Below are 25,168 nucleotides of genomic sequence, written 5' to 3'. Positions count from 1 at the left end.
GTCAACCAAAGCGGCGGTGTACGCAACTACCGCGTGAAGGCCCCCGGCGCGCCAAAGGCGGCGCGGCACCCCGGGACGGTGCGGGGCCAGGCACACCAAGGACGGTGAACCATGGCGGACGCTGCCATGACCGCGACGTTCCTCGCCGTGATCGGCGGCGCGTCGCTGCTTGCCGTCACCGCGCGCCGGCTGCGCCCCGTCGACCGGCTGCCGTCCCTGGAGGGCTGGGCCCTGGCCGACCGCTCCCTCGGTCCGGTGTGGACCTGGCTGCTGCTCGGCGGCACGATCTTCACCGCGTACACGTTCACCGCCGTGCCCGGCCTCGCGTACGGCAACGGGGCCCCCGCGTTCTTCGCGGTGCCGTACACGGTGATCGTCTGCCCACTGGCCTTCGTGCTGCTCACCCGGCTGTGGGAGGTGGCCCGGCGCCACGGGTACGTGACGGCCGGCGACTTCGTGCGCGGGCGGTACGGCTCGCCGCCGCTCGCGCTGGTGGTGGCGCTGACCGGGATCCTGGCGACGATGCCGTACCTGGCCCTGCAACTGCTCGGCATCCGGGCGGTGCTGACGGCCGGGGGCGTCTACCCGAAGGGCGCGGCCGGTGATCTCGTGATGGTCGCGCTGTTCGCGGGGCTCGCCGTGGCGACGTACCGGCACGGGCTGCGGGCGCCCGCCGTGATCTCGGCGCTGAAGGCGGTGGCCGTCTTCGTGTCGCTGACCGCCGTGTGCTGGCTGGTCCTCCGGCGGTTCGGCGGTCCGGGCCCGGTCTTCGAGGGGGCGGCGGAACGCCTCGGCGGACCGGCCCTGCTCCTGTCTCCCGAGCAGCAGCCCGCCTACGCCACCCTCGCGCTCGGCTCGGCGCTCGCCCTGCTGATGTACCCGCACGTCCTGACCGCCGGGTTCGCCGCCGACGGCCCGCGCACCGTCCGCAAGGTCACGGTGGCCCTGCCGGCCTGGACCGGGCTGCTCGCCCTCTTCGGATTCCTCGGGATCGCGGCGCTCGCGACCGGGGTGCGGGCACCGGCAGGCGGCGCCGAGGCGGCCGTCCCGATGCTGGTGGACCGGCTGATGCCGGGGCCGCTGGCCGGGCTGGTGTTCGGGGCGATCACCGTGGGCGCGCTGGTCCCGGCGGCAGTGATGTCGATCGCGGCCGCCACCGGCTTCGTCCGCAATGTGTACGTCGAGTACTTCCAGCCGACGGCCACGCCGAAGCGGCAGGTGCGGATCGCCAAGGCGGTGTCGCTGACCGCGAAGGTGGGGGCGGTGGCGTTCGTGTTCGGGCTGCGCGACCAGGACGCCATCAACCTCCAGCTGCTGGGCGGGGTGTGGATCCTGCAGATCTTCCCGGCGGTGGCGGTCGGCCTGTTCACCGGGCGGCTGCATCCACGGGCGCTGCTCGCCGGGTGGGCCGTGGGCATGGTGACCGGCACGTTCCTGGTGGTACGGGAGGGGTTCTCCTCCATCGTGCTGCTGGGCGGCGGCTCGCTGGAGGTCTACGCCGGTCTGCTCGCCCTCCTGGTGAACCTGACCGTGGCGGTGGCCGCCACCGCGGTCCTCGAACGGCTCGGCGTCCCGCGCGGCGCCGACGCGACCGACCTACCGTCCCGCCTGGCCGTCAGGCGGCGCCCCGAGACGGGAGCGAGCAACCCGTGAGACGCAGACAGCACATACGCGTGCCGGTGCCACCACCGACAGCCCCCGCCTGCGAACCGCCCGGCGGCGGCGTACGGCCCACGGCGGCCGTCGAACCGCTGGTGCCGCGGCCGGCGCACCGGGGCGAGCCCCTGGCCCCCGCCATGAGCGACCCCGCCGACCTGGAGCGGGAAGCCGGTGTCGCCCGTCTCTTCGAGCTGCACTACTCCTCGATGCTGCGGCTCGCGGTACTGCTGGGCGCCGACGACCCCGAGAACGTGGTGGCCGAGGCGTACTACCAGATCTACCGCAAGTGGCGGCGCCTGAAGGACGCCGAGGCGGCGGAGGCGTATCTGCGCTCCACGGTCTGCAACCTCACCCGGATGCGGATACGGCACCTCCAGGTCGTCCGCAAGCACACGGAGACCCCGCCGGACGAGGCGGTCGCCTCCGCCGAGAGCACCGCCCTGCTCCACGACGACCAGCGGGTGCTGATCGGCGCGCTCCAGCAGTTGCCCGCCCGGCAGCGGGAGGCGCTCGTGCTGCGCCACTGGCTCGGCCTGAAGGAGAGCGAGATCGCGGCCGCGATGGGGATCTCCTGCGGCTCGGTCAAGACCCACACCGCACGCGGCCTCGCCGCCCTGACCCAGGCGATGGAGGCCCGGCGATGAACGACACCACCGGCAACGACACCGGGCGGGACCGCACCGAGCGGGAGCTGGCCGAGGCCCTCGCCGCGCTCGCGGGCGGGGTCCACGCGGCCCCCGACGCCTACCGCACGGCCCGCGGCGACTGGCTCCGGCGCGAGCGCCGCCGCCGGCTCGTCCTCGCGGTACTGATCATGGTGGTCTTCGCGCTGGCCACCCTGATCGGCCTCTGGGTCCTCAACCAGACGCCGTCCAGCCCGGGAGTGATCTTCTCGGGGGTCGGCGGCACAACGGCGGGCACGGGGCCGGGCTGAGGGAGCGGGTGGGTGACGACACCGGATGCCCGGCGGGCCGCATTCCGTCGGACTGATCATCCCCGGCTCAGGGAACCCGGCTTCCGTGCACCCCCGTATAGAGGACTACGCGCTGATCGGTGACCACCAGACGGCCGCCCTGGTGAGCAACCGGGGCTCGATCGACTGGCTGTGCCTGCCCCGCTTCGACTCGGCGGCCTGCTTCGCGGCACTGCTGGGCACCGAGGAGAACGGCCACTGGCGGATCGCCCCGAAAGGCGCCGAGATGTGCGCGCGGCGCGCGTACCGGCGGGACACGCTGGTGCTGGACACCGAGTGGGAGACGGCCGACGGCGCGGTCCGTGTGACCGACCTGATGCCACAGCGCGACCGCGCCCCCGATGTCGTACGCGTCGTCGAGGGCCTCGCGGGCCGGGTGACCGTCCGTTCCACGATCCGCCTCCGCTTCGACTACGGCTCCGCCGTCCCCTGGATGCGCAGGTCGGACGGCCACCGCGTGGCGGTCGCCGGTCCGGACGCGGTCTGGCTGCGCAGCGAACCCGAGGCGCGCACCTGGAGCGAGGACCGCGCCACCTACGCCGAGTTCACGGTGGAGCAGGGCGAGAAGGTGGCGTTCGTGCTCACCTGGCATCCCTCGCACGAGCCGCGCCCCCGCCTGGTCGACCCGTACGAGTCCCTGCGGACGAGCCTGCACGACTGGCGGGCCTGGGCGGCACGCTGCCGGTACGACGGTCCGTACCGGGACGAGGTGGTGCGCTCCCTGATCACCCTCAAGGCCCTCACCTACGAGCCCACCGGCGGGATCGTCGCCGCCGCCACCACCTCGCTCCCCGAGGAGATCGGCGGTGTCCGCAACTGGGACTACCGCCACTGCTGGCTGCGCGACTCCACTCTCACCCTCGGCGCACTGCTCGCCTGCGGCTATCTGGAGGAGGCCGAGGCCTGGCGTGACTGGCTGCTGCGCGCGGTCGCCGGCGACCCGGCCGACCTGCGGATCATGTACGGCCTGGCCGGTGAACGGCGTCTGCCCGAGTACGAACTGCCGTGGCTGGCCGGCTACGAGAACTCCCGACCCGTCCGCATCGGCAACGACGCCGTACGGCAGCGGCAACTCGATGTGTACGGCGAGGTCATGGACTCCCTGTCCCTGTCCCGCAGCTCGGGCCTGCCCTCGAAGCCGCAGATGTGGCGGATGCAGCGCACCCTGATGGAGTACCTGCGGTCCGTGTGGCGGGAGCCCGACGAGGGACTGTGGGAGGTGCGCGGGCCCCGCCGGCACTTCACGCACTCCAAGGTGATGTCCTGGGCGGCCGCCGACCGGGCCGTGCGCACCCTGGAGGACGACCCGGAGCTGTCCGGCGACCTCGACGGCTGGCGGGCGCTGCGCGAGGAGATCCACCACGAGGTGTGCGCACGCGGCTACGACGCCGAGCGCAACTCGTTCACCCAGTCCTACGGCTCCCGGGAACTCGACGCCTCGCTCCTGCTCATCCCCCGGATGGGGTTCCTGCCGCCGGACGACCCCCGTGTCGTCGGCACGGTCGACACGATCCGCGAGGAGCTGGGCCACGACGGGCTCGTACGCCGCTACAGCGCCGACCGTCCCTCCCCGACCGCCTCCGTCGACGGGCTGCCGGGCAGCGAGGGCACGTTCATCGTGTGTTCGTTCTGGCTGGCCGACGCCCTGCATCTGACCGGCCGTACGAAGGAGGCCCGCGAGCTGTTCGAGCGGCTGCTCGGGCTCACCAACGACGTGGGGCTGCTCGCCGAGGAGTACGACCCCGTCGCGGGCCGGCAGCTCGGGAACTTCCCGCAGGCGTTCAGTCACGTCGGTCTGGTGGGCACCGCCCTCGCCCTGTTCGACGGCGACGAGGCAGGATAGGGCCATGGATCTTGGGCTGAAGGACCGTGTCTACATCGTCACCGGGGCGACCCGCGGACTGGGCAACGCGGCGGCGCGGGAACTCGTCGCCGATGGAGCGAAGGTGGTCGTCACCGGCCGCGAGGAGAAGGGCGCGGCGGAGGCCGCCGCCGCACTCGGGCCGAACGCGGTGGGTGTCGCCGCGGACAACGCCGACCCGGAGACCGCCGACCGTCTCATCCACGTCGCCCGCGAGAGCTTCGGGAGGTTCGACGGCATCCTCGTCAGCGTGGGCGGCCCGGCCCCCGGGTTCGTCGCGGACAACACCGACGAGCAGTGGACCGCCGCGTTCGAGTCGGTGTTCCTGGGCGCGGTCCGGCTGGCGCGGGCCGCCGCGGCGGAGCTCGGCGAAGGGGGTGTCATCGGGTTCGTGCTGTCCGGGTCGGTGCACGAGCCGATCCCCGGTCTGACGATCTCCAACGGCCTGCGGCCCGGTCTGGCCGGGTTCGCCAAGTCCCTCTCCGACGAGCTGGGGCCGCGGGGGATCCGGGTCGTGGGGCTGCTGCCGGCCCGCATCGACACGGACCGGGTGCGGGAACTGGACGGGCTGTCCGCCGACCCGGAGGCCACACGCGCCGCGCACGAGTCACGGATCCCGCTGCGCCGCTACGGAAGGCCGGAGGAGTTCGGCCGAACGGCGGCGTTCCTGCTGTCCCCGGCCGCGTCCTATCTGACGGGGCTCATGCTGCCGGTCGACGGCGGGATGCGGCACGGCTTCTGAACCCTCGTCCATGCTCGTCGGGGTTTCGTCAGGTCACGCGTTCCGCCCGGTGTTTGACTCCGCGCAGTCTGACCTCCGCCGGCAGGGCCGCCAGCCCCGCCGAGTCCCTGGCGTGGGCCACCGCCTCGGTGGTCAGGCGGTGCAAGGTGTCGGCGGGGTGCGCGTGGGGCTGGAGGCGGGCGCGGAGGCGGGCCTCGGGGGCGTTGCGGCGGCCGGTGAGGTGGGCGTTGGCCCGTTCGACACCGTCCAGCCGGGCGGCCTCGGCGGTCAGGACGCCCTCCAGCGCGCGGCCTCGCAGCAGCGCGCCCTCGCCGTCGCCGGTGTCGACGAGGACCTCGGTGAGCCGGTGGCGGCGGAGCACGGCTGTCAGCCACCACAGGGCGAGCAGCACCAGCAGGGCGAGTACGGCGATGACGGTCGGCCACCACCAGCCCTCGTCGCGCCACCGGGTGCGTTCGGCGTCGCTGAGCAGCACGTCGTGCGGCCCGTCGTGGAGCCACCAGGAGGGCGGTTCCAGGCCGAGACCGACGGCGAGCACGGCGCCGCCGAGGGCGAGGAGCACCAGGCCGACGAGGCCGAGCAACACCCTGTTGATGATCCGCAGCATAAGTGTCACCCCTTCCGGCCGGGGCGCCGTACGTGCACGGACAGGGCGGGCGGCCGGGCGAGGCCGAGGCCCCGGATGCCGTCGGCGAGCGTGGCGTCGAGGTCGGCTCGGACCTCGTCGAGTTCCCGGAAGTGGGACACGGCGCGGACGTCGACCTTCTTCCGGCCGGCGCGGACCCGTACGGACTGCACGCCGGACACCTCCATGGCCCGGTCGCGCAGCACCAGCGCGGCGGCGGGACGGTGCAGGCCCGCCCGGATGCCGGGGTCGACGCGGCGCATCGGCAGCACATCACGCAGGCCGGGTGTGGCGGCCAGGACGAGCAGCCAGAGTCCGAGGACGACGGCGATCCCGGCGCCGGTCAGCACCCAGACGTCGTCGAGGGGGCGCTCGGCGAGTTCCCGGGCCAGCGAGCGGCGCCAGGCCATGGCGGGCCGGTCGGCGCGCACGGCGGCGATGTCGTACAGGAAGAGGCCCGCACCCGCGAGGAGCAGCAGGGCGAGGATGCCGGCGGGGACGCGGCGCGCGGACCAGAAGCGCCTGCCGCCCCCGTGTCCGTCCTCGAGGACGGGCGGCGGGTCGTAGGCGGCGGCCGACGCGGACTGGTCCGGCTGGTCCGGCGCCTGGTCGGTGGTCGTCTCGTCGGCCTTCTCCATGACGGGTAGGCGTTGAGTGGTGCCTTCGGAGCGCTGGGGTTCGCTCATCGCGTCCTCCCCTGTGCCGCGTCGTGTGCGTGCGCCAGGTGCAGCCGTTCGACCTGGACGGCCACCTCCGATACGTGCATTCCCGCCAACGTCCCTACCCGCTCGACGACACGGCGACGCACCGCAGCGCATTGGCCGCCGATGTCGGAGGGGTAGGGGAGTTCGAGGGCGACGCGGACGCGCGCGGTCTCATGATGGACGACGACCGTCGCGTGCGGGGGCGCGGAGTCGGGCGGCGGCGCCCCCAGTGCCTCGCGCGCCGCCTGGCCGGCGATCTTCGCGACGACCCGGTCGGCGATCCGGGTCGCGCCGCGCTCGCCGGACGTGACGGCCCGCGTCCCCGGGCCGCGGCCGCTTTCGGCGAGGGTCATCGGCGTCGTTCGTCACGGGAACGGAAGAAGTCGCCGAGGTCCAGGTCCCCCTCCAGAAACCGGCCGACGACGAAGCCGACGGCGCCCAGCGCCGCCACCAGCAGGAAGGCACCGAATCCGCCGAAGTATCCGGCGAAGCCCAGCGCCATCCCGGCGATCATGCCGATCACGGCCAGAGTCATGCTGTGCTCCTAGGGCTCGGACGCTTCTGTCACTGCAGCCGGGTCTCCGACTCCTCGTCCTCGTCCTCCGGCAGCTTCACATCGCTGACGGCGATGTTGACCTCGACGACCTCCAGGCCCGTCATCCGCTCGACGGCGGTGATGACGTTCTCGCGCACGGCGCGGGCGACGTCGGTGATGGACACGCCGTAGTCCACGACGATCTCCAGGTCCAGTGCGGTCTGCACCTCGCCGACCTCGGCGCTCACGCCGCGGGTGACGGCCTTCGAGCCGCCGGGCACCCGGTCGCGGACGGCGCCGAAGGTCCGGGACAGCCCGCTGCCCATGGTGTGCACACCGAGCACGTCACGTGCCGCGAGCCCGGCGATCTTCTCGACCACACCGTCGGCGATGGTCGTGCGTCCCCGGGTCGCCGGGTCGCCGCCACCGCGCCGGACGGCCTTGCGGCCCCCGGTCTGCGTCGGGTCCTTGGTGGTGTCGGGGCTCTCCGTCCGGTTCCGCTCCGTCATGTCACTCATGGCGCACGTTCCTTCCGGTTGTCCTGCTTTGCCCACATTAAGCCTGGTTGCGCCGCATTGCGCAGGGAATGCGGCAGGCTGGAGGAATGACGGCGGACGGCTGGACAGAAGCGGTACGACAACAGCTGGGCCTCGGCCGGGTCCTCCCCCTGGGCGGCCCGCACGACGGCGCATGGATCACGGAGGCGGCGGCCACCGCGGCGCTACGACGGGCGGTGGCCTCGATGCGCGGGGTGCGTCTCGGCGCCCTGCGCATCGCGCTGGCCGACCCGTCCGGGGCGGACGTCCCCGCCGTCCCCGCTCCCCCGAGCGCCCTCCCGCCGGGCCCCCTGCGGGTCACCGCCGACTTCCTCGCGTCGGCGGCCCCGCCCGCCGAGCCGTTCCCCGTCACGGCGGACCGGCTGCGGGCGGCCCTCGCCGAGGCCGCCGCTCAGCGGCTGGGACTGGCGGTGACGGAGATCGACCTGCGGATGACGGATCTGCTGGAGACCGACGAGCCCGGCGGCCCGCCCGCGTCGGCGATGCCCGCGTCGCCCGGCGGCTCCGGTCCCGGCGGCTCCGGTCCCGCCGGGCCGCTCCCGACGGGTGACGGCGAGGAGTCCCGTGTGACCGCCGCGACTCTCGGGGTCGCGGGGGTGAGCCGTCTGACCGGCGCGCTGGGCGGTCCGGCCCGGGCGGTCCACATCGACACAGGGCCCGCACTGCCCCGTCGCCATGTCCGCGTCGAACTGGCGGTGACGGAGGAGAGACGGGCCCTGGAGGTCGCACGCGCTGTCCGCACGACGGTGGGCGAGGCACTGCCGGACCATCCGTCGGTGGCGGTCCTCGTCACCGCCGTCGAGTGAGCCGGCCGGTACCCCGGCACGCCGGTGAGGGGCTCGGCAGCCACTCCGGCACGTCGGCGGGCGCGTAGCCCGCTGCTCCTGCCCGCCGGTGAGGTGATTCGGCCTTCGCCTTCTCGCGTCGCCGCTACTCCCCGACTCCGGCGAGGTCCCGCAGCCGACGCGCCTGAGCGGCCCGCTCCGCGGCGCGCTGCTCCTCATAGCCGCGGCCCTCGGCACCGCGCAGCAGGGCCTTGGTCTCGACCACGGCGTCGCGCGGTGCGGCCACGAGCGCGGCGACCAGGTCGCGCACCGCGCCGTCCAGCTGGTCGGCGGGCACGGCGAGGTTCGCCAGGCCGATGCGCTCGGCCTCCTCCGCCTGGACGAAACGACCGGTGAGGCAGATCTCCAGCGCGCGGCCGTAGCCGACGAGGCTCACCAGCGGGTGCGTGCCGGTGAGGTCGGGCACCAGCCCCAGACTGGTCTCGAGCATGGCGAACTGCACGTCGTCAGCGACGACGCGCAGATCACAGGCGAGCGCGAGCTGGAAACCCGCGCCGACGGCATGCCCTTGTACGGCGGCGACGGACACGATGTCGCTCCGCCGCCACCAGGTGAACGCCTCCTGATATTCGGCGATGGTCGCGTCCAGCGCGGCGTCGTCACGACGCGCGAGGTCGACGAACGACGGTTCGCCCTCAATGCCCTCGGGCGTGAACATCTGCCGGTTGAGCCCGGCAGAGAACGACTTGCCCTCGGCACGCAGCACCACGACCCGGACGGAGCCCGGCACCGACCGCCCGGCCTCGGCAAGCGCCCGCCACAGAGCGGGGCTCTGCGCGTTGCGCTTGGCCGGGTTGGTCAGCGTCACCGTGGCGATCGCGTCGTCGACGGTGAGCCGTACGCCGTCCTTGTCGAGCAGTGGTTCGGGCGAAGCCATGGAGCGCCTCCGATGGGTGCGGTCAGCAGAGCAGAGCTAAGTGACTGCACAGTAACCACCCGGCCGATCAGACAACCGACCGGGTGGTCACCATCGAAGCCGATGGGCCGCCCGGCGTCAGGCCGACGCGGCCTTCTTGCCGCGCGTCGCGCCGCCACGCCCTCGAAGCGTGACGCCCGACTCGCTGAGCATCCGGTGCACGAAGCCATACGAGCGGCCGGTTTCCTCGGCCAGTGCCCGAATGCTCGCACCGGAGTCGTACTTCTTCTTCAGGTCTGCCGCGAGCTTGTCGCGCGCGGCGCCGGTAACCCGGCTGCCCTTCTTCAGAGTCTCGGCCACCCGGTCCTCCTCATGGGAAGTGCGCTCTGGTCTCCTCATGATCACCCCTCTGGGGCGTGATGGCCACCCATTCGGCAAGGTCCGTGGGACAAGCTTGTGACGACAGGAGCGCGTCCCCATGAGCGGAACCTGGAATTCCGCACGGGCTTGTCCGTACGGCCGAACGAGTGGATTCACGAAGTGGCAGGTCAGAGACGCCCGACGGCCGAGCCCTGCGCACAGCGGGGCTCGGCCGTGAAATTCGTGTACGCCACACCTCGGTACGAGGAGATCTCACTCAGATGATGGATCACGGGTGAGCCGAATGATCCATAGGCAGTTGATCAAGCTGTCCGATCGGACGTCCGGCGGCTCCGGCTGATCAGGCGAGTGCCACCAGGTCCGCGTAGTCGGCGCCCCACAGGTCCTCGACCCCGTCCGGCAGCAGGATGATCCGCTCCGGCTGGAGCGCCTCCACCGCGCCCTCGTCGTGGGTGACGAGGACGACCGCGCCCTTGTAGGTCCGCAGCGCGCCGAGGATCTCCTCGCGGCTGGCCGGGTCGAGGTTGTTGGTGGGCTCGTCGAGCAGCAGGACGTTCGCCGACGACACCACCAGGGTGGCGAGGGCGAGCCGGGTCTTCTCGCCGCCGGAGAGGACACCGGCGGGCTTGTCGACGTCGTCGCCGGAGAACAGGAACGAGCCGAGCACCTTGCGGACCTCGACGAGGTCCATGTCGGGGGCGGCCGAGCGCATGTTCTCCAGGACCGTGCGGTCCGGGTCCAGGGTCTCGTGCTCCTGGGCGTAGTACCCGAGCTTGAGACCGTGGCCCTCGATGACCTGGCCGGTGTCGGGCTTCTCGACGCCGCCGAGCAGGCGCAGCAGCGTGGTCTTGCCGGCGCCGTTGAGGCCGAGGATGACGACGCGGGAGCCCTTGTCGATGGCGAGGTCGACGTCGGTGAAGATCTCCAGCGAGCCGTACGACTTCGACAGGCCCTCGGCGGTGAGCGGCGTCCTGCCGCAGGGCGCGGGCTCGGGGAAGCGGAGCTTGGCGACCTTGTCGCTCTGTCGGACCGCCTCCAGACCGGCCAGCAGCTTGTCGGCACGCCGCGCCATGTTCTGCGCGGCGACCGTCTTGGTGGCCTTGGCGCGCATCTTGTCGGCCTGCGCGTTCAGCGCGGCGGCCTTCTTCTCGGCGTTGGCGCGCTCGCGCTTGCGGCGCTTCTCGTCGGCCTCGCGCTGCTGCTGGTAGAGCTTCCAGCCCATGTTGTAGACGTCGATCTGGGCGCGGTTGGCGTCCAGGTAGAACACCTTGTTCACGACCGTCTCGACCAGGTCGACGTCGTGGCTGATGACGATGAAGCCGCCGCGGTAGGTCTTGAGGTAGTCCCGCAGCCAGACGATCGAGTCGGCGTCGAGGTGGTTGGTCGGCTCGTCGAGCAGGAGGGTGTCCGCGTCGGAGAAGAGGATGCGGGCCAGCTCGATACGGCGGCGCTGACCGCCGGAGAGGGTGTGCAGGGGCTGGCCGAGCACCCGGTCGGGCAGGTTGAGCGCGGCGGCGATGGTGGCGGCCTCGGCCTCGGCGGCGTACCCGCCCTTGGTGAGGAACTCCGTCTCCTGGCGCTCGTACTGCTTCATGGCCTTCTCGCGGGTGGAGCCCTTGCCGTTGGCGATGCGCTGCTCGTTCTCGCGCATCTTGCGGATCAGGACGTCGAGGCCGCGGGCGGAGAGGATGCGGTCGCGGGCCAGGATGTCGAGGTCGCCGGTGCGGGGGTCCTGCGGGAGGTAGCCGACCTCGCCGGAGCGGGTGACGGTGCCTGCGGCGGGGATGCCGTCACCGGCGAGGACCTTGGTGAGGGTGGTCTTCCCGGCGCCGTTGCGGCCGACCAGGCCGATGCGGTCGCCCTTGGCGACACGGAAGGTGGCGGACTCGATGAGGACGCGGGCACCGGCGCGCAGCTCGATACCGGAGGCGGAGATCACGGACAGACTCCAGGGCGGACTTGGGTGGCGGGTGGGCGGCTGAGGACGTTCCCGCCGTCTAATGCGCGAGGAGAATGGCCATGGGCCGATTCTAACGGGGGCCGGCAAGCGGTTTTCCGCCCGTGTCCCAAGGGATCACGTGGTCTCGGTCACCGCCCGCCGCCCGGTCACCCCCGCCCGACGGCCGTTGCCCGGCGGGTCGTTGTCGGTACCGGGTGCAAGACTGGGCAGCGGTTTGCGTTCCGGGCGACAGAGAGGTCGTGATCGGTATGGCGGGCAAGGGCGACGGACGTCCGAGCGTCTGTCCGACGCTGCTGTACACGGACGCCAAGGCGGCCATCGCGCAGCTCACGACGGGGCTGGGCTTCACCGAGCTGTCGGTGTACGAGGGCGAGGACGGGACGGTCCACCACGCCGAGCTGGCACAGGGCGACGGCGTGGTGATGCTCGGCTCCCGGGGCACCGGCAGCGCCTTCGACACGGCGATGAAGGGCGCGGGTCCCGCAGGCGTGTACGTGGTCGTGGACGACGTGGACGCCCATCACCGCAGAGCCGTGGAGCACGGGGTGGAGATCCTCATGCCCCCGACGGACCAGGACTACGGCTCGCGCGACTACATGGCCCGGGACATCGAGGGCAATGTGTGGAGCTTCGGTACGTACGCCCCCGAGCTGGGCGGCTGACGCCCCGCCCGGCCCGGCGGGGTCCCGCGCGCTCCGCGTCCCGGCCCCGCCGCCTCCGGGTCCCGGCCTCGGCTCAGCTGCCTCCGGTGTGCACCTGGAAGGCGGCGCGGCGGACTGCCTTGGCGAGTGCCGGGTCGGGGTGGGCGGCGGCGAGCGCGACCAGCACCTGGACGGTGCGGGGGTGGCCGACCGCGCGGACCTCGTCGAGCAGCGCGGGGACGGTGGCCTGCACGGCGGACTCCAGGTGGCGGACGAGCAGCGGGGCCTCGCCGTGGTCGGCGACGGCGGCCGCGGTGTCCACCCAGAGCCAGGTCGCCTCCTCACGGGTGAGCACCTCGTGGGCGTCCTCGGGGTCGGCGCCGTCGTGTTCGGCGAGCCAGAGCAGCGCGTAGGGCCGCAGCGGTGTCTCGTCGACGACGGTGCGCACATCGGGCTCGGCGGGGGCGCCGACGACGCGCAGCGCCTCGAAGGCGAGGCCCCGGATGAGGGCGTCCTCGCCGCGGGCGGCGTCGATGAGTTCGGTGACGGCGGCGCCGACCGTGCGGGCCGCGAGCCAGGCGCGGTACTCGGCGCGGGCGGCGTTCGGGCGGAGCTGGGCGCAGCCGCGGAGCATGTCCTCGGCGGAGACCTCGATGTTCCCGGCGGGGCTCTGCGCGGCGACGCAGATCTGCTCCAGCTTGACCCACACCGCCCAGCTGCCGAGCGGGGTGAGGGTGGCCTGCCCGTCGCCGTAGGTGAGGGCGCCGACGGAGGCGATGGCCCGCAGGGCCCAGTCGAGGAGGGGGGCGAGCGGGGTGTCCTCGGCGGCGGCTTCCGCGGCGGGCTCCGCGCCGGGCTCGGGCTGCGGGCCGTAGGGGATCTCGCAGCGCTCGGTGCGCAGTTCCGTGACCCTCTGTTCGAGGAGGTCGAGGAGCTGCTCCACGGGGACGGGCCCGGCGGAGAGCTGGAGGAAGGAGAGCACCTGCGGCATGGCCGAGACGACCTCGGCGACGGCGGCGGGCTCGCGCACCCCGGGCTCGGGGTGCGCGAGGGACCATGCGTCGAAGAGGGCCACCCAGCCCCGCAGTACGGCGCTGTCGTCGCGGTGCCAGGCACGCAGCCGCCAGCCGGGACGCGCGCTGTCGCCGTGCACCTCGACCAGGCCGGCCAGGCGTGCCGTGTCCCAGTCGTGGCGGACCTGATCCGGGGTCAGCCCGAGGTCGGCGGCCGCCCGTTCGGCGGTCGCGGCGGAGAGGGTGCCCTTGCCGTCGGAGCCGGCGCCCTCGCGACCGGGACGCAGGGCGGCGTCGGCCCAGCGGGCGACACGGGCCGCGTCCGCAAGGACGGTGCGGGCCATCCGGGCCAGTTCCGCGGGCGGCGGGGTGCCCTCCGGGGGCCGTGGGGCCGGTCGGCGGCGCTGGGTCACTGCTGCTCGGGGAGCGGCGGCCAGGGTTCGCGGGCTGACGAGTCGGAGCCTGGAGTCGCGCGGATTACGGGACGTCACGGGGGCAGTCTTCCGGTTGACGGTCCGAAAACCCAAACGGAATGTCACAGCGGGCGACAGGGGTGGCCAACGCACGGGCCCCTCAGGGGCGTGACACCGGCGAGGAGCGCCTTGGTTCAGCGCTAAACGGAATGTGGCGTACCTGTCTGCGAGGGGCCCGTCTGCGGGGCTTCGCGACGGCGCCCCGGGCGGGGTACCCGGGGGCACCGAGGCGGGGCATCGGGGGCAGCGGAGGCGGCGGCCGGGGCACACCGGTCGTCCTCTCCCCCGGCGTCACATCAGCGGTGTCAGGAAACGGCGCAGGGACTCCTCGTAGCGCGCGGGGTCGGCGTTCCACATGGCGGCGTGGGGTGCCTCGGGCACGGTGCGCAGGGTGACGCGGCCGGGGTGGTGGGCGGCGAGCCGGCGGGAGGTGTCCCAGGGGGCGACGACGTCGTCCGGGCCGTGGAAGATCAGGGCCGGTACCGCGAGGCGCGGCGGTTCGCCGGCCTGGGCGGCGCCCAGCCCCGTGCGGCCCTGTGCGGCGCGGACGGCGAGGGGCAGCAGGGCGCTCGGGGTGCGGCGGGCGGAGGCGAGGGCCCGCAGGGTGGCCGTCCAGTCCAGGACCGGCGAGTCCAGGACGAGCCCGGCGACACGGTCGCGCAGCCCGGAGCGTGCGGCGGCGCGCAGCACCATGGTGGCGCCGGTGGACCAGCCGTGCAGGACGACCTTCTCGGCGCCGAACCGGACGGCGTGGTGGATCGCCGCGTCGACGTCGCGCCACTCGGTCTCCCCTAGGTGGCTCAGGCCGTCCGGGGGGCGGGGGGCGCCGAGGTCGCCGCGGTAGGCGAGGTCGAGCACCGGGAAGCCGTGGCGGTGCAGGAAGCCCATGACGTTCAGGGGGTGTTCGCGGGTGGCGCCCAGACCGTGCACGGTGATCACCCAGGTGTCGCGGGCACCGGGGACGAACCAGGCCGGCAGCGTGCCGAGTTCGCCGGGGACCTCGACCTCGGTGTGGTCGAGGCCGAGGGCGGTGCGCGGATCGCCGATATGGGTGTTCGGGGTGAGCCACACCTTGTCGCCCGGCTCCAGGCTGCCTTGGCTGACGCGTTCGAGTCGGCGTACGACGGTGTCGGCGGCGTGCGGGGCGCCGTCGACGACGGAGCCGACGACGGCGTGGGCGGCGTCGCCGGTGAGGCCGTAGACGCCGGGGCGCTGTGAGGCGAAGGCCCTGGTCAGGGTGATGTGGCCGGCGGCGGTGGAGTGGACGGTCAGCCGGGGCTCCGTGGGCAGGGGTCTGCCCGGCGGGGCCTTCAGCGCGGCATCACTGGCCAGTCGGCCGGCGGCGACACTGGCCGCCCCGGCCGCGAAGGCGACCCCGACGGCCGCGGCTGCTGCTCTCACTGCACGCACACGTCCAGTGTCCTGGCGGACACCGTCCGGGGCCAGTGGGCGGGGCGGCGTGGCCACCGGCCGGGTGGCGGCTACCCGGCTTCGGGGGACGGCCCCGGCGCCGCGTCAGGTGCCGGAGACCGGAAAGGGGACGGGTCCGGGGGGCGTCTGTGACGCCGGGTGGCGGCCGGCCGGCGGCTACCGCGGCTGGCCGTACCCCCGGAACCGCTCCCTGGCCTCCGCCACCTGGTCCGGGGTGAGCAGGCGGGGGGACAGGCCGGGCACCGAGGAGGCCGTCAGCCAGACCCGGCACATCCATTCGAGCTGGGCGGTGCGGTCGAAGGCCTCGGTGAGGCTCTGCCCGTAGGTGATCGTGCCGTGGTTCTGGAGCAGGCAGGCGGTGCGCCCGGTCAGGGCGCGGAGCATGTTCTCGGCCAGCTCGGGCGTGCCGTACGTCGCGTAGGGGGCGACGCGGACCGGCCCGCCGAGGGCGCCGGACATGTAGTGGATCAGCGGCAGCTCGTCGACGAGCGTCGAGACGGCGGTGGCGTGGACCGCGTGGGTGTGGACCACGGCGTGGGCGTCGGTCGTGGTGTGGATCGCCAGGTGCATGGGCAGTTCGCTCGTCGGGCGGAGGGTGCCCAGGGTCTGGCGGCCCGCGAGATCGACCCCGGTCACGTCGTCGGGGGTGAGGCGGTCGTACGGGACGCCCGTCGGTGTGACCAGGACGGTGTCGCCGACGCGCACGGAGACATTGCCGGAGGTTCCGACGACCAGGCCGTCGGCCACCGTACGGCGGGCCGTGGTGACGAGCTCGTCCCAGGCTCGCGCGACGTCGTCGGGCGCCGCACCGGGCGTGGCGTCCCCCGTCTCCTGCGGATCCCCGTCCCCACCCGCGCCCCGCGGGTCCCGTGCGTTCCGTCGCTGCTCAGTCATGCCGCGATCCTGCCAGGAGCCCCCCGGGGGCAGGGCGGGGGTCGGACCCCGTACCTGTGCCGGCGGTACCCCGGCTCACGGAGCGCGGGGCCGAGCCATGGCTGGTATCGCTCCGCGCCGCCGGATGTGTGATGCGTCCCACCGGGCGCCCGCCGGGTGGCCGTAATCGTTCGACGGCTCCACGGCCCGGCCGGAGGAGTCCTCCCGCGGCTGACGCCGGGCGCGGACGGAGGCCGACGCTCCGTTTCAGTTCGACGGAATCGGGGAAGGGGCGCCGCCGTTCCGCCGGAACACGCCCCCGTCGGCACAAACGGAATGACGGCGGCCCGATCGCTACACCCGCTGGCCTGCCTCAGTTCATCTTCCGTTCACCCAGGTTGCCTACGGTCCACGTGCCACTGACGTCCGAAAGAAGCCCGGGTAAATGGAAAACTTCTCGCTGATCCTCGCGATCGTGGTCATCACCGCGCTTGCGTTCGATTTTACGAACGGTTTCCACGACACCGCCAACGCGATGGCCACCACCATCTCGACCGGCGCCATGAAGCCCAAGGTCGCGGTGGCCATGTCCGCCGTGCTCAACCTTGTCGGCGCGTTCCTGTCCATCGAGGTCGCCAACACCATTTCCAAGGGACTCGTCGACGAGTCCGGCATCCAGCCAGAGGTCATCTTCGCGGCGCTCGTGGGCGCCATCCTCTGGAACCTGCTGACCTGGCTCGTAGGACTCCCTTCGAGCTCCTCGCACGCCCTCATGGGCGGCCTGATCGGCGCCACGATCGCCTCGGTCGGCACGGGCGCGGTGCACGGCGACGTGCTCGTCACCAAGGTGCTGATCCCCGCCGTCGCGGCTCCGCTGGTCGCCGGCATCGCGGCGATGCTCGCGACGCGGCTGACGTACAAGCTCGGGCAGCACACGAACGAGAAGGCCGCCGGCAAGGGCTACCGCGCCGGTCAGATCGCCTCCGCCGGTCTGGTCTCGCTGGCCCACGGCACGAACGACGCCCAGAAGACGATGGGCATCATCACCCTGGCCCTGGTCGCCGGCGGCGCTCTCGCACCGGACTCCGACCCGCCGGTCTGGGTCATCGTCTCCGCCGGCATGGCCATCGCGCTCGGCACCTACCTGGGCGGCTGGCGCATCATCCGCACCATGGGCAAGGGCCTGACCGACCTCCAGCCGCAGCAGGGCTTCGCCGCCCAGACCAGCGCGGCGACGGTCATCCTGGCCTCCTCCCACCTGGGCTTCTCCCTGTCCACCACGCACTCGGTCTCCGGTGCGGTCATGGGCGCGGGCCTCGGCCGCAAGGGCGGTGTGGTCCGCTGGTCCACCGCCACCCGGATGTTCGTGGCCTGGGGTCTGACCCTGCCGGCCGCGGCACTCGTCGCCGCGCTCGCCGAGTGGGTGACGTCGCAGGGCACCTGGGGCACGGCCGTCGTCGCGGTCTTCCTCATCGCCTCCAGCGTCGCGATCTGGGTGATCTCGCGCCGTGCGGTGGTCGACCACACCAACGTGAACGAGACCGAGGAGCCGCCCGGTGTGGTGACCACGGCCATCGCCGCGGTGACCCCGCCGCCCGCCGGCACCGTGACCGAGGACCTCGCGGCGACGATCCCGGCCCCCGCGGCCGCGACCGCCACCGCCGAGGCCCCGACCGGCCCCTCCGCCCCCACACCGGCCGTCTGAGCCCCGCGCCCCCTAGGAAGACACCACCATGCACATCGACTGGGCAGCACTCGGCTCCGTCTTCGGAGTCAGCCTCGTGGTCACCGTGGCCCTCGTCGGCCTGTTCACCCTGGGGATCGTCGGCCTCTCCAAGCGGGAGACGGCGACCACCTCCGGCGGCTCGGCCGCACTCGCCACGACAGCGGCGTACGCCTGCTTCGCGGCGTGCGCGGCAGCGGTGGGCTACGGGATCTACCTGATCATGGCCTGAGGCCGGAGCCCACGGCCCGAGGTCACGCCGGCCACCGTTCCCGCCGCCCGCGACGGAACACCGCGGCGAACCCCCTGTGCCGGTCACCCCGGCCCAGGGGGTTCGCCGTCTCGTTCAGGGCGTCCGCTGAGCGGGATTCAGGCCCCACCACAGGCCCGCTCCCGTGGCGACGAGGGTGGTCACCACCATCCAGACGACGGCCCGCGCCTCCGCCCCCGGCACCCACAGCGAGGCGAGGGCGCCGGCTCCGACGGCGAGCATCCCGGCGACCGTGCTGAAGAGCACCAGCGGGGCGGCTGCCGCCACCAGCGTCCGCCGGTCCCACGACGCCCCCGTGCGGGCCCGCGCGGCACCCTCGGTCCGATCCTCCATCGCGTGCACCTCCCGCTCTCCGGACAGGTCTGCACGAGCCGTCCGCTCCCGGGTCCCCAAGCACCGCCAGAAAACCACAGCACGCCGTGTGACGGAAGAAGAGCAGAGCGTTCTGATGCCGACCCGAGCAACCCCCCGGGACGGACGACGGGAAAGGCCACGGAAAGCGCCGATTCGGGCGACTGACACCGTTTCAGCGATGTGGGGCTCAGCACACCCTTGCGCCGCAGGTCAACAGCAAGTTGACGGCTCTTCCGGGGGCGTGGTGGACTGCCGGGGCCATCCACGACGGCAGGAGAGGAAGCCGGTGCGAGTCCGGCGCGGTCCCGCCACTGTCACCGGGGAAGAACCTTCCCGGGAGCCAGGAACTCTCGTCGTCGGTCTCGTCGAACCAGGGCGTGGACACCCTGAGTGAGGACATATCGCCATGCGCGGCTGCCACCTGAGATTCAGCACCCCGTCCTTGCCCGACCCCGCGATCGGCTGACCGCGTGCGTGCCGATCGCGTCTTCGCGTACGGCGCCACCGCCGGGCTCCTCGGTGACCTGCTGCTCGGCGATCCCCGCCGGGGGCACCCCGTCGCCGTGTTCGGACGCGCCGCGGGCGCCGTGGAACGGGTGTTGTGGCGGGACCACCGGGGGTGGGGCGCGCTGCACACCATCGTGTGCGCCGGAGGCGCCGTGGCGCTGGGCGCGGTGGCCGCGGCGGCGGCACGGCCGTCCCGTGCGGCGTCCGTCGCGCTGACCGGCGCGGCCACCTGGGCCGTCGTCGGGGGGACCTCTCTCGCGCGGGAGGCCCGCGCCATCGGGCGGGCGTTGGAGGAGGGGGACGTCGAGGCCGCGCGGGCCCGGCTGCCGCATCTGTGCGGACGGGACCCCCAGGCGCTGGACGCGGACGGGATCGCCCGGGCCGTGGTCGAGTCCGTCGCCGAGAACACCTCGGACGCCGTGGTCGGGGCGTTGGTGTGGGGGGCCGTGGGGGGTGTGCCCGGACTCGTCGGGTTCCGGGCCGTCAACACGCTGGACGCCATGGTCGGGCACAAGTCGCCGCGCCATGGGCGGTACGGGTGGGCGTCCGCCCGGCTCGACGACATGGCGGGGTGGCCGGGGGCCCGGCTCACCGCCCTGCTGGCCGCGGCGGCCGGCGGGGACGCCCGGGGGGCCGTACGGGCCTGGCGGGCGGACGCGCGGAAGCATCCGAGCCCCAACGCCGGGCCCGTGGAGGCGTCGTTCGCCGGGGCGCTCGGCGTCCGGCTGGGAGGCACGTTGTCGTACGGGGGGCGGGTCGAGCACCGGCCCGTGCTGAACACGGAAGGGCGGGCCGTCGCCGTGGGGGACATCGAGCGGGCGGTCCGGCTGTCGCGGCGCGTGAGTTGGCTCGCGCTCGGCGTCAGCGCGGGCGCGTCGCTGCTGCGGAGCCGGATCACGAGGCGCCCGGCGCAAGGGGTCACGAACGACCGCCACGGGCGGTCGAGGGGGGTGTCGTCATGACGGGCGGGGGGCTGTTGGTCGCCGGTACGACGTCCGACGCCGGCAAGAGCGTCGTCACCGCCGGGATCTGCCGGTGGCTCGCGCGGCAGGGGGTCGGGGTCGCGCCGTTCAAGGCGCAGAACATGTCCCTCAACTCCTTCGTGACGAGGGAGGGCGCCGAGATCGGGCGGGCCCAGGCCATGCAGGCGCAGGCCTGCCGGGTGGAGCCGACGGCGCTGATGAATCCGGTGCTGCTCAAGCCCGGCGGGGAGCAGAGCAGCCAGGTCGTGCTGCTCGGCAAGCCGGTCGGGGAGTTGAGCGCGCGGGGGTACCACGGGGGACGGCAGCAGCGGCTGCTGGGCACCGTGCTCGACTGTCTTGCCGAGTTGCGGGGCACGTATGACGCGGTGATCTGTGAAGGGGCCGGGAGTCCCGCCGAGATCAATCTCCGGCGGACCGACATCGTCAACATGGGGATCGCCCGCAACGCCGGGCTCCCCGTGCTCGTCGTCGGCGACATCGACCGAGGCGGGGTGTTCGCCTCGTTCTTCGGGACGGTGGCGCTGCTGTCGCCCGAGGACCAGGCGCACGTCGCCGGGTTCCTCGTCAACAAGTTCCGCGGGGACGTCTCCCTGCTGGAGCCGGGGCTCGACATGCTGCACGGGCTGACGGGGCGTCGGACGTACGGGGTTCTGCCGTTCCGGCACGGTCTCGGCATCGACGAGGAGGACGGGCTGCGGGTGTCCCTGCGCGGGACGGTCCGCGAGTCGAACGTGTCGCCGCCCGTCGGGGAGGACGTGCTGCGGGTCGCCGTCTGCGCGATCCCCCTCATGTCGAACTTCACCGACGTGGACGCGCTCGCCGCCGAACCCGGTGTCGTGGTGCGGTTCGTGGACCGGCCCGAGGAGCTGGCCGACGCGGACCTCGTCGTCGTCCCCGGCACCCGGGGCACCGTACGGGCGCTGGACTGGCTGCGCGAGCGGGGTCTCGCCGACGCCCTGCGGAGCAGGGCCGCCGAGCACCGGCCCGTGCTCGGCATCTGCGGAGGCTTCCAGGTCCTCGGCGAGCACATCGAGGACGACGTCGAGAGCCGCCGGGGACATGTGGACGGGCTCGGAATCCTGCCCGTACGAGTGCGGTTCGCGCGGGAGAAGACCCTCACCCGGCCGGAGGGCGAAGCCCTCGGGGAGCACGTCACGGGGTACGAGATCCATCACGGGGTCGCCGAGGTCCACGGCGGGGAGCCCTTCCTGGACGGGTGCCGGGTCGGCCAGACCTGGGGCACGCACTGGCACGGGTCGCTGGAGTCGGACGGATTCCGGCGTGCCTTCCTGCGCGAGGTGGCGGCCGCCGCGGGCCGTCGTTTCGTGCCGGCCGCCGACACGTCGTTCGCCGCGCTGCGCGAGGAGCAGCTGGACCGGCTCGGCGATCTGATCGAGGAACACGCGGACACGGACGCGCTGTGGCGGCTCATCGAGTCGGGCGCGCCGCAAGGACTGCCTTTCATTCCACCGGGAGCGCCCGCATGAGCACTGGCACTGTGTTGTTGTTGTCGACCGCCGACACGGATCTGCTGGCGGCCCGGGCCGCCACCGGCGCCTCGTACCGGATCGGCAACCCGACCCGCGTCGATGTGAGGGACGAGCTGCCCGCTCTCCTCGACGGCGCGGACATCGCCGTCGTACGGCTGCTGGGCGGCAAGCGGGCCTGGGAGGACGGGCTCGCCGCGCTGAAGGCCGCCGGGATCCCGACCGTGCTGCTCGGCGGTGAGGCCGTGCCGGACGCCGAGCTGATGGCCGAGTCGTCGGTGCCGGCCGGTGTGGTGGCGGAGGCGCTCAAGTACCTCGTGGAGGGCGGGCCCGACAACCTCACCGAGCTGGCCCGCTTCCTCTCCGACACCGTGCTGCTGACCGGCGAGGGGTTCGTCGAGCCGCGCAAGATGCCGGAGTACGGGCTGCACGGGGAGCGTCCCTTCGTCGGGGGGCGGCCCTCGGTGGGGGTGCTCTTCTACCGGGCGCACGAGCTGAGCGGCAACACCGCCTTCGTGGACACCCTGTGCGACGCGATCGAGGCGAAGGGCGCCAACGCCCTGCCCGTGTACTGCGGTTCGCTGCGCGGCGCCGACGCCGGGCTGTACGAGCTGCTCGCGAAGGCGGACGTGCTGGTCGCGACGGTCCTCGCCGCCGGCGGTACGCACGCTTCCGAGGCGTCGGCCGGCGGGGACGAGGAGGCGTGGGACATCGGCGCGCTCGCCGAGCTGAACATCCCCGTCCTCCAGGGCCTGTGCCTCACCTCGTCGCACGCCGCGTGGGACGAGTCGGACGCCGCCCTCTCCCCCATGGACGCGGCGATGCAGGTCGCGATCCCCGAGTTCGACGGACGGCTCATCACGGTGCCGTTCTCGTTCAAGGAGCAGGGTCCGGACGACGTGCCGGTGTACGTCGCCGACCCCGAGCGGGCCGCGCGCGTCGCCGGGATCGCCGTGCGGCACGCGGCGTTGAAGCACAAGCCGAACGCGGAGAAGAAGCTCGCGCTGGTCTTCACCGCCTACCCGACCAAGCACTCGCGCGTCGGCAACGCGGTGGGCCTCGACACGCCCGCCTCGGCGGTGCGGGTCCTGGACGCCCTCAAGGCGGCCGGGTACGGGGTCACCGCGTACCCCGACAACGGCGACGAGCTGATCCACCGGCTCATCGAGGCCGGCGGCCACGACGTGGAGTGGCTGACGGAGGAGCAGCTGGCGTCCGCGCCCGCGCGGGTGCCGCTCGCCGACTACCGGGCGTGGTTCGACAAGCTGGACCCGGAGCTGCGGGACGGCATGCTCGAGGCGTGGGGCGAGCCGCCGGGCTCGCTGTACGTCGACGGGGACGACATCGTGCTCGCCTCCCTCCAGTTCGGGAACGTCGTCGTGATGATCCAGCCGCCGCGCGGCTTCGGGGAGAACCCCATCGCGATCTACCACGACCCGGACATGCCGCCGTCGCACCACTACATGGCCGCCTACCGGTGGCTGGAGAACAGTTTCGGCGCCGACGCGATCGTGCACATGGGCAAGCACGGCACGATGGAGTGGCTGCCCGGGAAGGGCCTCGGTCTGAGCGGGGGCTGCGCCCCGGACGCCGTGCTCGGCGATCTCCCGCTCGTCTACCCGTTCATCGTCAACGACCCCGGCGAGGGCACCCAGGCCAAGCGGCGGGGGCACGCCACCGTCGTCGACCACCTCGTACCGCCGATGGCGCGCGCCGACACGTACGGCGACCTGGCGAAGCTGGAGCAGCTGCTCGACGAGTACGCGCTGGTGTCCGACCTGGACCCGGCGAAGGCACCGGCCGTGCGGGCGCAGATCTGGACGCTGGTGAAGGCGGCCGAGCTCCACCACGACCTGCATGTGGACGAGCAGCCGGGCGACGACGACTTCGACGAGTTCGTCATGCACATCGACGGCTACCTCTGCGAGATCAAGGACGTGCAGATCCGCGACGGTCTGCACATCCTCGGCGGCGGGCCGGTCGGTGAGCCGCGCGTCAACCTGGTGCTGGCGGTGCTGCGCGCCTCGCAGGTGTGGGGCGGGCAGGCGAACGCGCTGCCGGGGCTCAGGGCCTCGCTGGCGGCTCACTTCGGGTTGGTCGAGAAGGAGTTGCTGGCCGAGCCTGGGGCGCCGGTGAAGGTGCCGGTCGAGCTGAGCGACCTGGTGGAGGGCCCTTCCCGTACGGCGGCGGACGCCATCGACCTCCTTGAGCGGCTGTGCCGGCGGGTCGCGGAGGGCATGGAGGCACGCGACTGGGACGTCACGGTCGTCCCGGCGCTCGTGCGTGGCGTGCTCGGCACCGAACTCCCGGACGCGGTCGCGGTGCTGGAGTTCGCGTGCCGGGAGGTCGTGCCGCGGCTCGCCCGGACCACCGACGAGATCGGGCACATCCTCAAGGCGCTCGACGGCGGTTACGTCCCGGCGGGGCCGTCCGGTTCTCCGACGCGCGGCCTCGTCAACGTCCTGCCGACCGGCCGCAACTTCTACTCCGTCGACCCCAAGGCCATCCCGTCCCGGCTGAGCTGGGAGGTCGGGCAGTCGCTCGCCGACTCGCTGGTGCAGCGGTACGTGGCCGACACCGGTGAGTACCCGAAGTCCGTCGGGCTGACGGTGTGGGGCACGTCCGCCATGCGCACCCAGGGCGACGACATCGCCGAGATCCTGGCGCTGCTGGGCTGCCGGCCGGTGTGGGACGACGCCTCCCGCCGGGTGACCGGGTTCGACATCGTGCCGCTCGCGGAGCTGGGGCGGCCGCGCATCGACGTCACGGTGCGCATCTCCGGGTTCTTCCGGGACGCGTTCCCGCACGTGGTCGGACTGATCGACGACGCGGTGCGGGCCGTGGCCGAGCTGGACGAGCCCGCCGGGCAGAACTTCGTCAAGGCGCACGCCGACGAGGACACCGCCGAGCACGGGGACCGGCGGCGGGCGACGGCCCGGGTCTTCGGCTCCAAGCCGGGCGCGTACGGCGCCGGGCTGCTGCCGCTGATCGACGCCCGCAACTGGCGCTCCGACGCCGACCTCGCCGAGGTGTACGCCGTCTGGGGCGGCTACGCGTACGGGCGGGGGCTCGACGGCCGGGCGGCGCGCGGGGACATGGAGACCGCGTTCAAGCGGATCGCGGTGGCCGCGAAGAACGTCGACACCCGGGAGCACGACCTCGTCGACGCCGACGACTACTTCCAGTACCACGGCGGCATGGTCGCCATGGTGCGGCACCTGACGGGCGCCTCCCCCGAGGCGTACGTGGGGGACTCCGCGACACCCGACCAGGTAAAGACGCGCACGCTGGGCGAGGAGACGCACCGGGTGTTCCGCGCCCGCGTGGTCAACCCGCGCTGGATGGCGGCGATGCGGCGCCACGGCTACAAGGGCGCCTTCGAGATGGCGGCGACCGTCGACTACCTCTTCGGGTACGACGCGACGGCCGGGGTCGTCGACGACTGGATGTACGAGAAGCTCAGCGCGGAGTACGTCTTCGACGCGGAGAACCGGGACTTCATGAAGAAGTCCAACCCGTGGGCGCTCAGGGGCATCACCGAGCGACTCCTTGAGGCGGCAGACCGTGGCCTTTGGGCGGAGCCGGACCAGGAGACCCTCGAACGGCTCCGCGCGACCTACCTCGAACTCGAGGGCGATCTGGAGGGAGACGCATGAGGCCCCTCCGAACCCCCGCGTCGGCGGGGAGCACGTCATCCCGCGCAGTGCCCACGGG

The 25,168-nt window shown here is 73.1% G+C and carries 24 protein-coding genes and 1 riboswitch; of the genes, 12 read left to right on the top strand and 12 right to left on the bottom strand.

The window, feature by feature from the left end; genetic code table 11:
* Positions 1-111: 111 nt before the first annotated feature.
* The 5 genes from ACZ43N_RS10030 to ACZ43N_RS10010 all read left to right on the top strand — a co-directional run bounded on the left by ACZ43N_RS10030 (position 112) and on the right by ACZ43N_RS10010 (position 5,235).
* Positions 112-1,653: a sodium:solute symporter family protein gene (locus tag ACZ43N_RS10030; RefSeq protein ID WP_468096372.1), complete on the top strand. Its 1,542-nt coding sequence runs from the start codon at positions 112-114 to the stop codon at positions 1,651-1,653.
* A complete protein-coding gene (locus ACZ43N_RS10025) occupies positions 1,650-2,303 on the top strand; it encodes a SigE family RNA polymerase sigma factor (RefSeq protein WP_468096370.1) in 654 nt (217 codons plus the stop codon). The genes ACZ43N_RS10030 and ACZ43N_RS10025 overlap by 4 nt, the downstream gene beginning before the upstream one ends.
* Complete coding sequence (locus tag ACZ43N_RS10020) at positions 2,300-2,593, top strand: hypothetical protein (RefSeq protein ID WP_468096368.1); 294 nt, start codon at positions 2,300-2,302, stop codon at positions 2,591-2,593. The genes ACZ43N_RS10025 and ACZ43N_RS10020 overlap by 4 nt, the downstream gene beginning before the upstream one ends.
* A gap of 85 nt (positions 2,594-2,678) precedes the next feature.
* Positions 2,679-4,475 (top strand): glycoside hydrolase family 15 protein, encoded by a 1,797-nt coding sequence (locus tag ACZ43N_RS10015; protein ID WP_468096367.1) that lies wholly within the window; start codon positions 2,679-2,681, stop codon positions 4,473-4,475.
* A 4-nt stretch (positions 4,476-4,479) separates the two neighbouring features.
* Positions 4,480-5,235 (top strand): SDR family oxidoreductase, encoded by a 756-nt coding sequence (locus ACZ43N_RS10010; protein ID WP_468096365.1) that lies wholly within the window; start codon positions 4,480-4,482, stop codon positions 5,233-5,235.
* Between the two features lie 28 nt (positions 5,236-5,263).
* Here the strand turns inward: ACZ43N_RS10010 and amaP are convergent, their stop codons facing one another.
* Genes amaP through ACZ43N_RS09985 form a run of 5 tightly spaced genes read right to left on the bottom strand, consistent with a single transcriptional unit; the run spans position 5,264 to position 7,617 of the window.
* Positions 5,264-5,842, bottom strand: coding sequence for an alkaline shock response membrane anchor protein AmaP (amaP, locus tag ACZ43N_RS10005; protein WP_468096363.1), 579 nt, complete (start codon positions 5,840-5,842; stop codon positions 5,264-5,266).
* Between the two features lie 5 nt (positions 5,843-5,847).
* Positions 5,848-6,546: a DUF6286 domain-containing protein gene (locus tag ACZ43N_RS10000; protein ID WP_468096361.1), complete on the bottom strand. Its 699-nt coding sequence runs from the start codon at positions 6,544-6,546 to the stop codon at positions 5,848-5,850.
* On the bottom strand, positions 6,543-6,917 hold the full coding sequence (locus ACZ43N_RS09995; protein WP_468096359.1) for a hypothetical protein: 375 nt from the start codon (positions 6,915-6,917) through the stop codon (positions 6,543-6,545). Before ACZ43N_RS09995 ends, ACZ43N_RS10000 begins: the two co-directional genes overlap by 4 nt.
* Complete coding sequence (locus ACZ43N_RS09990) at positions 6,914-7,099, bottom strand: hypothetical protein (protein WP_468096357.1); 186 nt, start codon at positions 7,097-7,099, stop codon at positions 6,914-6,916. The genes ACZ43N_RS09995 and ACZ43N_RS09990 overlap by 4 nt, the downstream gene beginning before the upstream one ends.
* Positions 7,100-7,128: 29 nt before the next feature.
* Positions 7,129-7,617: an Asp23/Gls24 family envelope stress response protein gene (locus ACZ43N_RS09985; protein WP_468096356.1), complete on the bottom strand. Its 489-nt coding sequence runs from the start codon at positions 7,615-7,617 to the stop codon at positions 7,129-7,131.
* Between the two features lie 86 nt (positions 7,618-7,703).
* Between ACZ43N_RS09985 and ACZ43N_RS09980 the strand changes: the two genes are divergently transcribed.
* On the top strand, positions 7,704-8,462 hold the full coding sequence (locus ACZ43N_RS09980; RefSeq protein WP_468096355.1) for a nucleopolyhedrovirus P10 family protein: 759 nt from the start codon (positions 7,704-7,706) through the stop codon (positions 8,460-8,462).
* A 124-nt stretch (positions 8,463-8,586) separates the two neighbouring features.
* Here the strand turns inward: ACZ43N_RS09980 and ACZ43N_RS09975 are convergent, their stop codons facing one another.
* The 3 genes from ACZ43N_RS09975 to abc-f form a co-directional block, all read right to left on the bottom strand.
* Positions 8,587-9,378 (bottom strand): enoyl-CoA hydratase/isomerase family protein, encoded by a 792-nt coding sequence (locus ACZ43N_RS09975; RefSeq protein WP_468096353.1) that lies wholly within the window; start codon positions 9,376-9,378, stop codon positions 8,587-8,589.
* Between the two features lie 117 nt (positions 9,379-9,495).
* Positions 9,496-9,717: a helix-turn-helix domain-containing protein gene (locus ACZ43N_RS09970; protein WP_006123601.1), complete on the bottom strand. Its 222-nt coding sequence runs from the start codon at positions 9,715-9,717 to the stop codon at positions 9,496-9,498.
* A gap of 361 nt (positions 9,718-10,078) precedes the next feature.
* Complete coding sequence (gene abc-f, locus ACZ43N_RS09965; RefSeq protein ID WP_468096352.1) at positions 10,079-11,677, bottom strand: ribosomal protection-like ABC-F family protein; 1,599 nt, start codon at positions 11,675-11,677, stop codon at positions 10,079-10,081.
* Between the two features lie 269 nt (positions 11,678-11,946).
* Here abc-f and ACZ43N_RS09960 point away from each other — a divergent pair, with 269 nt between their 5' ends.
* Entirely contained in the window at positions 11,947-12,360 is a 414-nt protein-coding gene (locus tag ACZ43N_RS09960) for a VOC family protein (protein WP_468096476.1), read from the top strand.
* A gap of 73 nt (positions 12,361-12,433) precedes the next feature.
* On the opposite strand, the gene ACZ43N_RS09955 is transcribed toward ACZ43N_RS09960, so the two are convergent.
* The 3 genes from ACZ43N_RS09955 to ACZ43N_RS09945 form a co-directional block, all read right to left on the bottom strand.
* Positions 12,434-13,843 (bottom strand): hypothetical protein, encoded by a 1,410-nt coding sequence (locus tag ACZ43N_RS09955; RefSeq protein WP_468096351.1) that lies wholly within the window; start codon positions 13,841-13,843, stop codon positions 12,434-12,436.
* A 273-nt stretch (positions 13,844-14,116) separates the two neighbouring features.
* Positions 14,117-15,235, bottom strand: coding sequence for an alpha/beta hydrolase family protein (locus tag ACZ43N_RS09950; RefSeq protein ID WP_468096349.1), 1,119 nt, complete (start codon positions 15,233-15,235; stop codon positions 14,117-14,119).
* A gap of 177 nt (positions 15,236-15,412) precedes the next feature.
* A complete protein-coding gene (locus ACZ43N_RS09945; RefSeq protein WP_468096347.1) occupies positions 15,413-16,150 on the bottom strand; it encodes a class II aldolase/adducin family protein in 738 nt (245 codons plus the stop codon).
* Positions 16,151-16,574: 424 nt separating this feature from the next.
* Here ACZ43N_RS09945 and ACZ43N_RS09940 point away from each other — a divergent pair, with 424 nt between their 5' ends.
* Both ACZ43N_RS09940 and ACZ43N_RS09935 read left to right on the top strand, forming a co-directional pair.
* Entirely contained in the window at positions 16,575-17,834 is a 1,260-nt protein-coding gene (locus ACZ43N_RS09940; protein WP_468096346.1) for an inorganic phosphate transporter, read from the top strand.
* 28 nt (positions 17,835-17,862) lie between these two features.
* Positions 17,863-18,084, top strand: a complete 222-nt coding sequence (locus ACZ43N_RS09935; protein ID WP_055518878.1) for a hypothetical protein — start codon at positions 17,863-17,865, stop codon at positions 18,082-18,084.
* A gap of 114 nt (positions 18,085-18,198) precedes the next feature.
* On the opposite strand, the gene ACZ43N_RS09930 is transcribed toward ACZ43N_RS09935, so the two are convergent.
* Positions 18,199-18,456, bottom strand: coding sequence for a hypothetical protein (locus ACZ43N_RS09930; RefSeq protein WP_468096345.1), 258 nt, complete (start codon positions 18,454-18,456; stop codon positions 18,199-18,201).
* A 248-nt stretch (positions 18,457-18,704) separates the two neighbouring features.
* Positions 18,705-18,848, top strand: a riboswitch (cobalamin riboswitch).
* Positions 18,849-18,947: 99 nt separating this feature from the next.
* Between ACZ43N_RS09930 and ACZ43N_RS09925 the strand changes: the two genes are divergently transcribed.
* Genes ACZ43N_RS09925 through cobN form a run of 3 tightly spaced genes read left to right on the top strand, consistent with a single transcriptional unit; the run spans position 18,948 to position 25,110 of the window.
* A complete protein-coding gene (locus tag ACZ43N_RS09925) occupies positions 18,948-19,946 on the top strand; it encodes a cobalamin biosynthesis protein (RefSeq protein WP_468096343.1) in 999 nt (332 codons plus the stop codon).
* Positions 19,943-21,454: a cobyric acid synthase gene (locus tag ACZ43N_RS09920; RefSeq protein ID WP_468096342.1), complete on the top strand. Its 1,512-nt coding sequence runs from the start codon at positions 19,943-19,945 to the stop codon at positions 21,452-21,454. Before ACZ43N_RS09925 ends, ACZ43N_RS09920 begins: the two co-directional genes overlap by 4 nt.
* Positions 21,451-25,110, top strand: a complete 3,660-nt coding sequence (cobN, locus tag ACZ43N_RS09915) for a cobaltochelatase subunit CobN (protein ID WP_468096341.1) — start codon at positions 21,451-21,453, stop codon at positions 25,108-25,110. Before ACZ43N_RS09920 ends, cobN begins: the two co-directional genes overlap by 4 nt.
* Positions 25,111-25,168: the final 58 nt, after the last annotated feature.

The sequence above is a fragment of the Streptomyces sp. NPDC030814 genome (genome assembly GCF_055572155.1).
The sequence above is the reverse complement of the archived record's forward strand: the minus strand, read 5'-3'. Positions and strand labels throughout refer to the sequence as shown.

What these genes read in the sequence shown, in the direction of transcription:
- amaP (WP_468096363.1), bottom strand. Translation starts at nt 5,842, where the DNA reads ATGCTGCGGATCATCAACAGGGTGTTGCTCGGCCTCGTCGGCCTGGTG.
- ACZ43N_RS10000 (WP_468096361.1), bottom strand. Translation starts at nt 6,546, where the DNA reads ATGAGCGAACCCCAGCGCTCCGAAGGCACCACTCAACGCCTACCCGTC.
- ACZ43N_RS09980 (WP_468096355.1), top strand. Translation starts at nt 7,704, where the DNA reads ATGACGGCGGACGGCTGGACAGAAGCGGTACGACAACAGCTGGGCCTC.
- cobN (WP_468096341.1), top strand. Translation starts at nt 21,451, where the DNA reads ATGAGCACTGGCACTGTGTTGTTGTTGTCGACCGCCGACACGGATCTG.
- ACZ43N_RS09920 (WP_468096342.1), top strand. Translation starts at nt 19,943, where the DNA reads ATGACGGGCGGGGGGCTGTTGGTCGCCGGTACGACGTCCGACGCCGGC.
- ACZ43N_RS10020 (WP_468096368.1), top strand. Translation starts at nt 2,300, where the DNA reads ATGAACGACACCACCGGCAACGACACCGGGCGGGACCGCACCGAGCGG.
- ACZ43N_RS10010 (WP_468096365.1), top strand. Translation starts at nt 4,480, where the DNA reads ATGGATCTTGGGCTGAAGGACCGTGTCTACATCGTCACCGGGGCGACC.
- ACZ43N_RS09995 (WP_468096359.1), bottom strand. Translation starts at nt 6,917, where the DNA reads ATGACCCTCGCCGAAAGCGGCCGCGGCCCGGGGACGCGGGCCGTCACG.
- ACZ43N_RS09945 (WP_468096347.1), bottom strand. Translation starts at nt 16,150, where the DNA reads ATGACTGAGCAGCGACGGAACGCACGGGACCCGCGGGGCGCGGGTGGG.
- ACZ43N_RS10030 (WP_468096372.1), top strand. Translation starts at nt 112, where the DNA reads ATGGCGGACGCTGCCATGACCGCGACGTTCCTCGCCGTGATCGGCGGC.
- ACZ43N_RS09990 (WP_468096357.1), bottom strand. Translation starts at nt 7,099, where the DNA reads ATGACTCTGGCCGTGATCGGCATGATCGCCGGGATGGCGCTGGGCTTC.
- ACZ43N_RS09930 (WP_468096345.1), bottom strand. Translation starts at nt 18,456, where the DNA reads ATGGAGGATCGGACCGAGGGTGCCGCGCGGGCCCGCACGGGGGCGTCG.
- ACZ43N_RS09985 (WP_468096356.1), bottom strand. Translation starts at nt 7,617, where the DNA reads ATGAGTGACATGACGGAGCGGAACCGGACGGAGAGCCCCGACACCACC.
- ACZ43N_RS09975 (WP_468096353.1), bottom strand. Translation starts at nt 9,378, where the DNA reads ATGGCTTCGCCCGAACCACTGCTCGACAAGGACGGCGTACGGCTCACC.
- ACZ43N_RS09935 (WP_055518878.1), top strand. Translation starts at nt 17,863, where the DNA reads ATGCACATCGACTGGGCAGCACTCGGCTCCGTCTTCGGAGTCAGCCTC.
- ACZ43N_RS09940 (WP_468096346.1), top strand. Translation starts at nt 16,575, where the DNA reads ATGGAAAACTTCTCGCTGATCCTCGCGATCGTGGTCATCACCGCGCTT.
- ACZ43N_RS09960 (WP_468096476.1), top strand. Translation starts at nt 11,947, where the DNA reads ATGGCGGGCAAGGGCGACGGACGTCCGAGCGTCTGTCCGACGCTGCTG.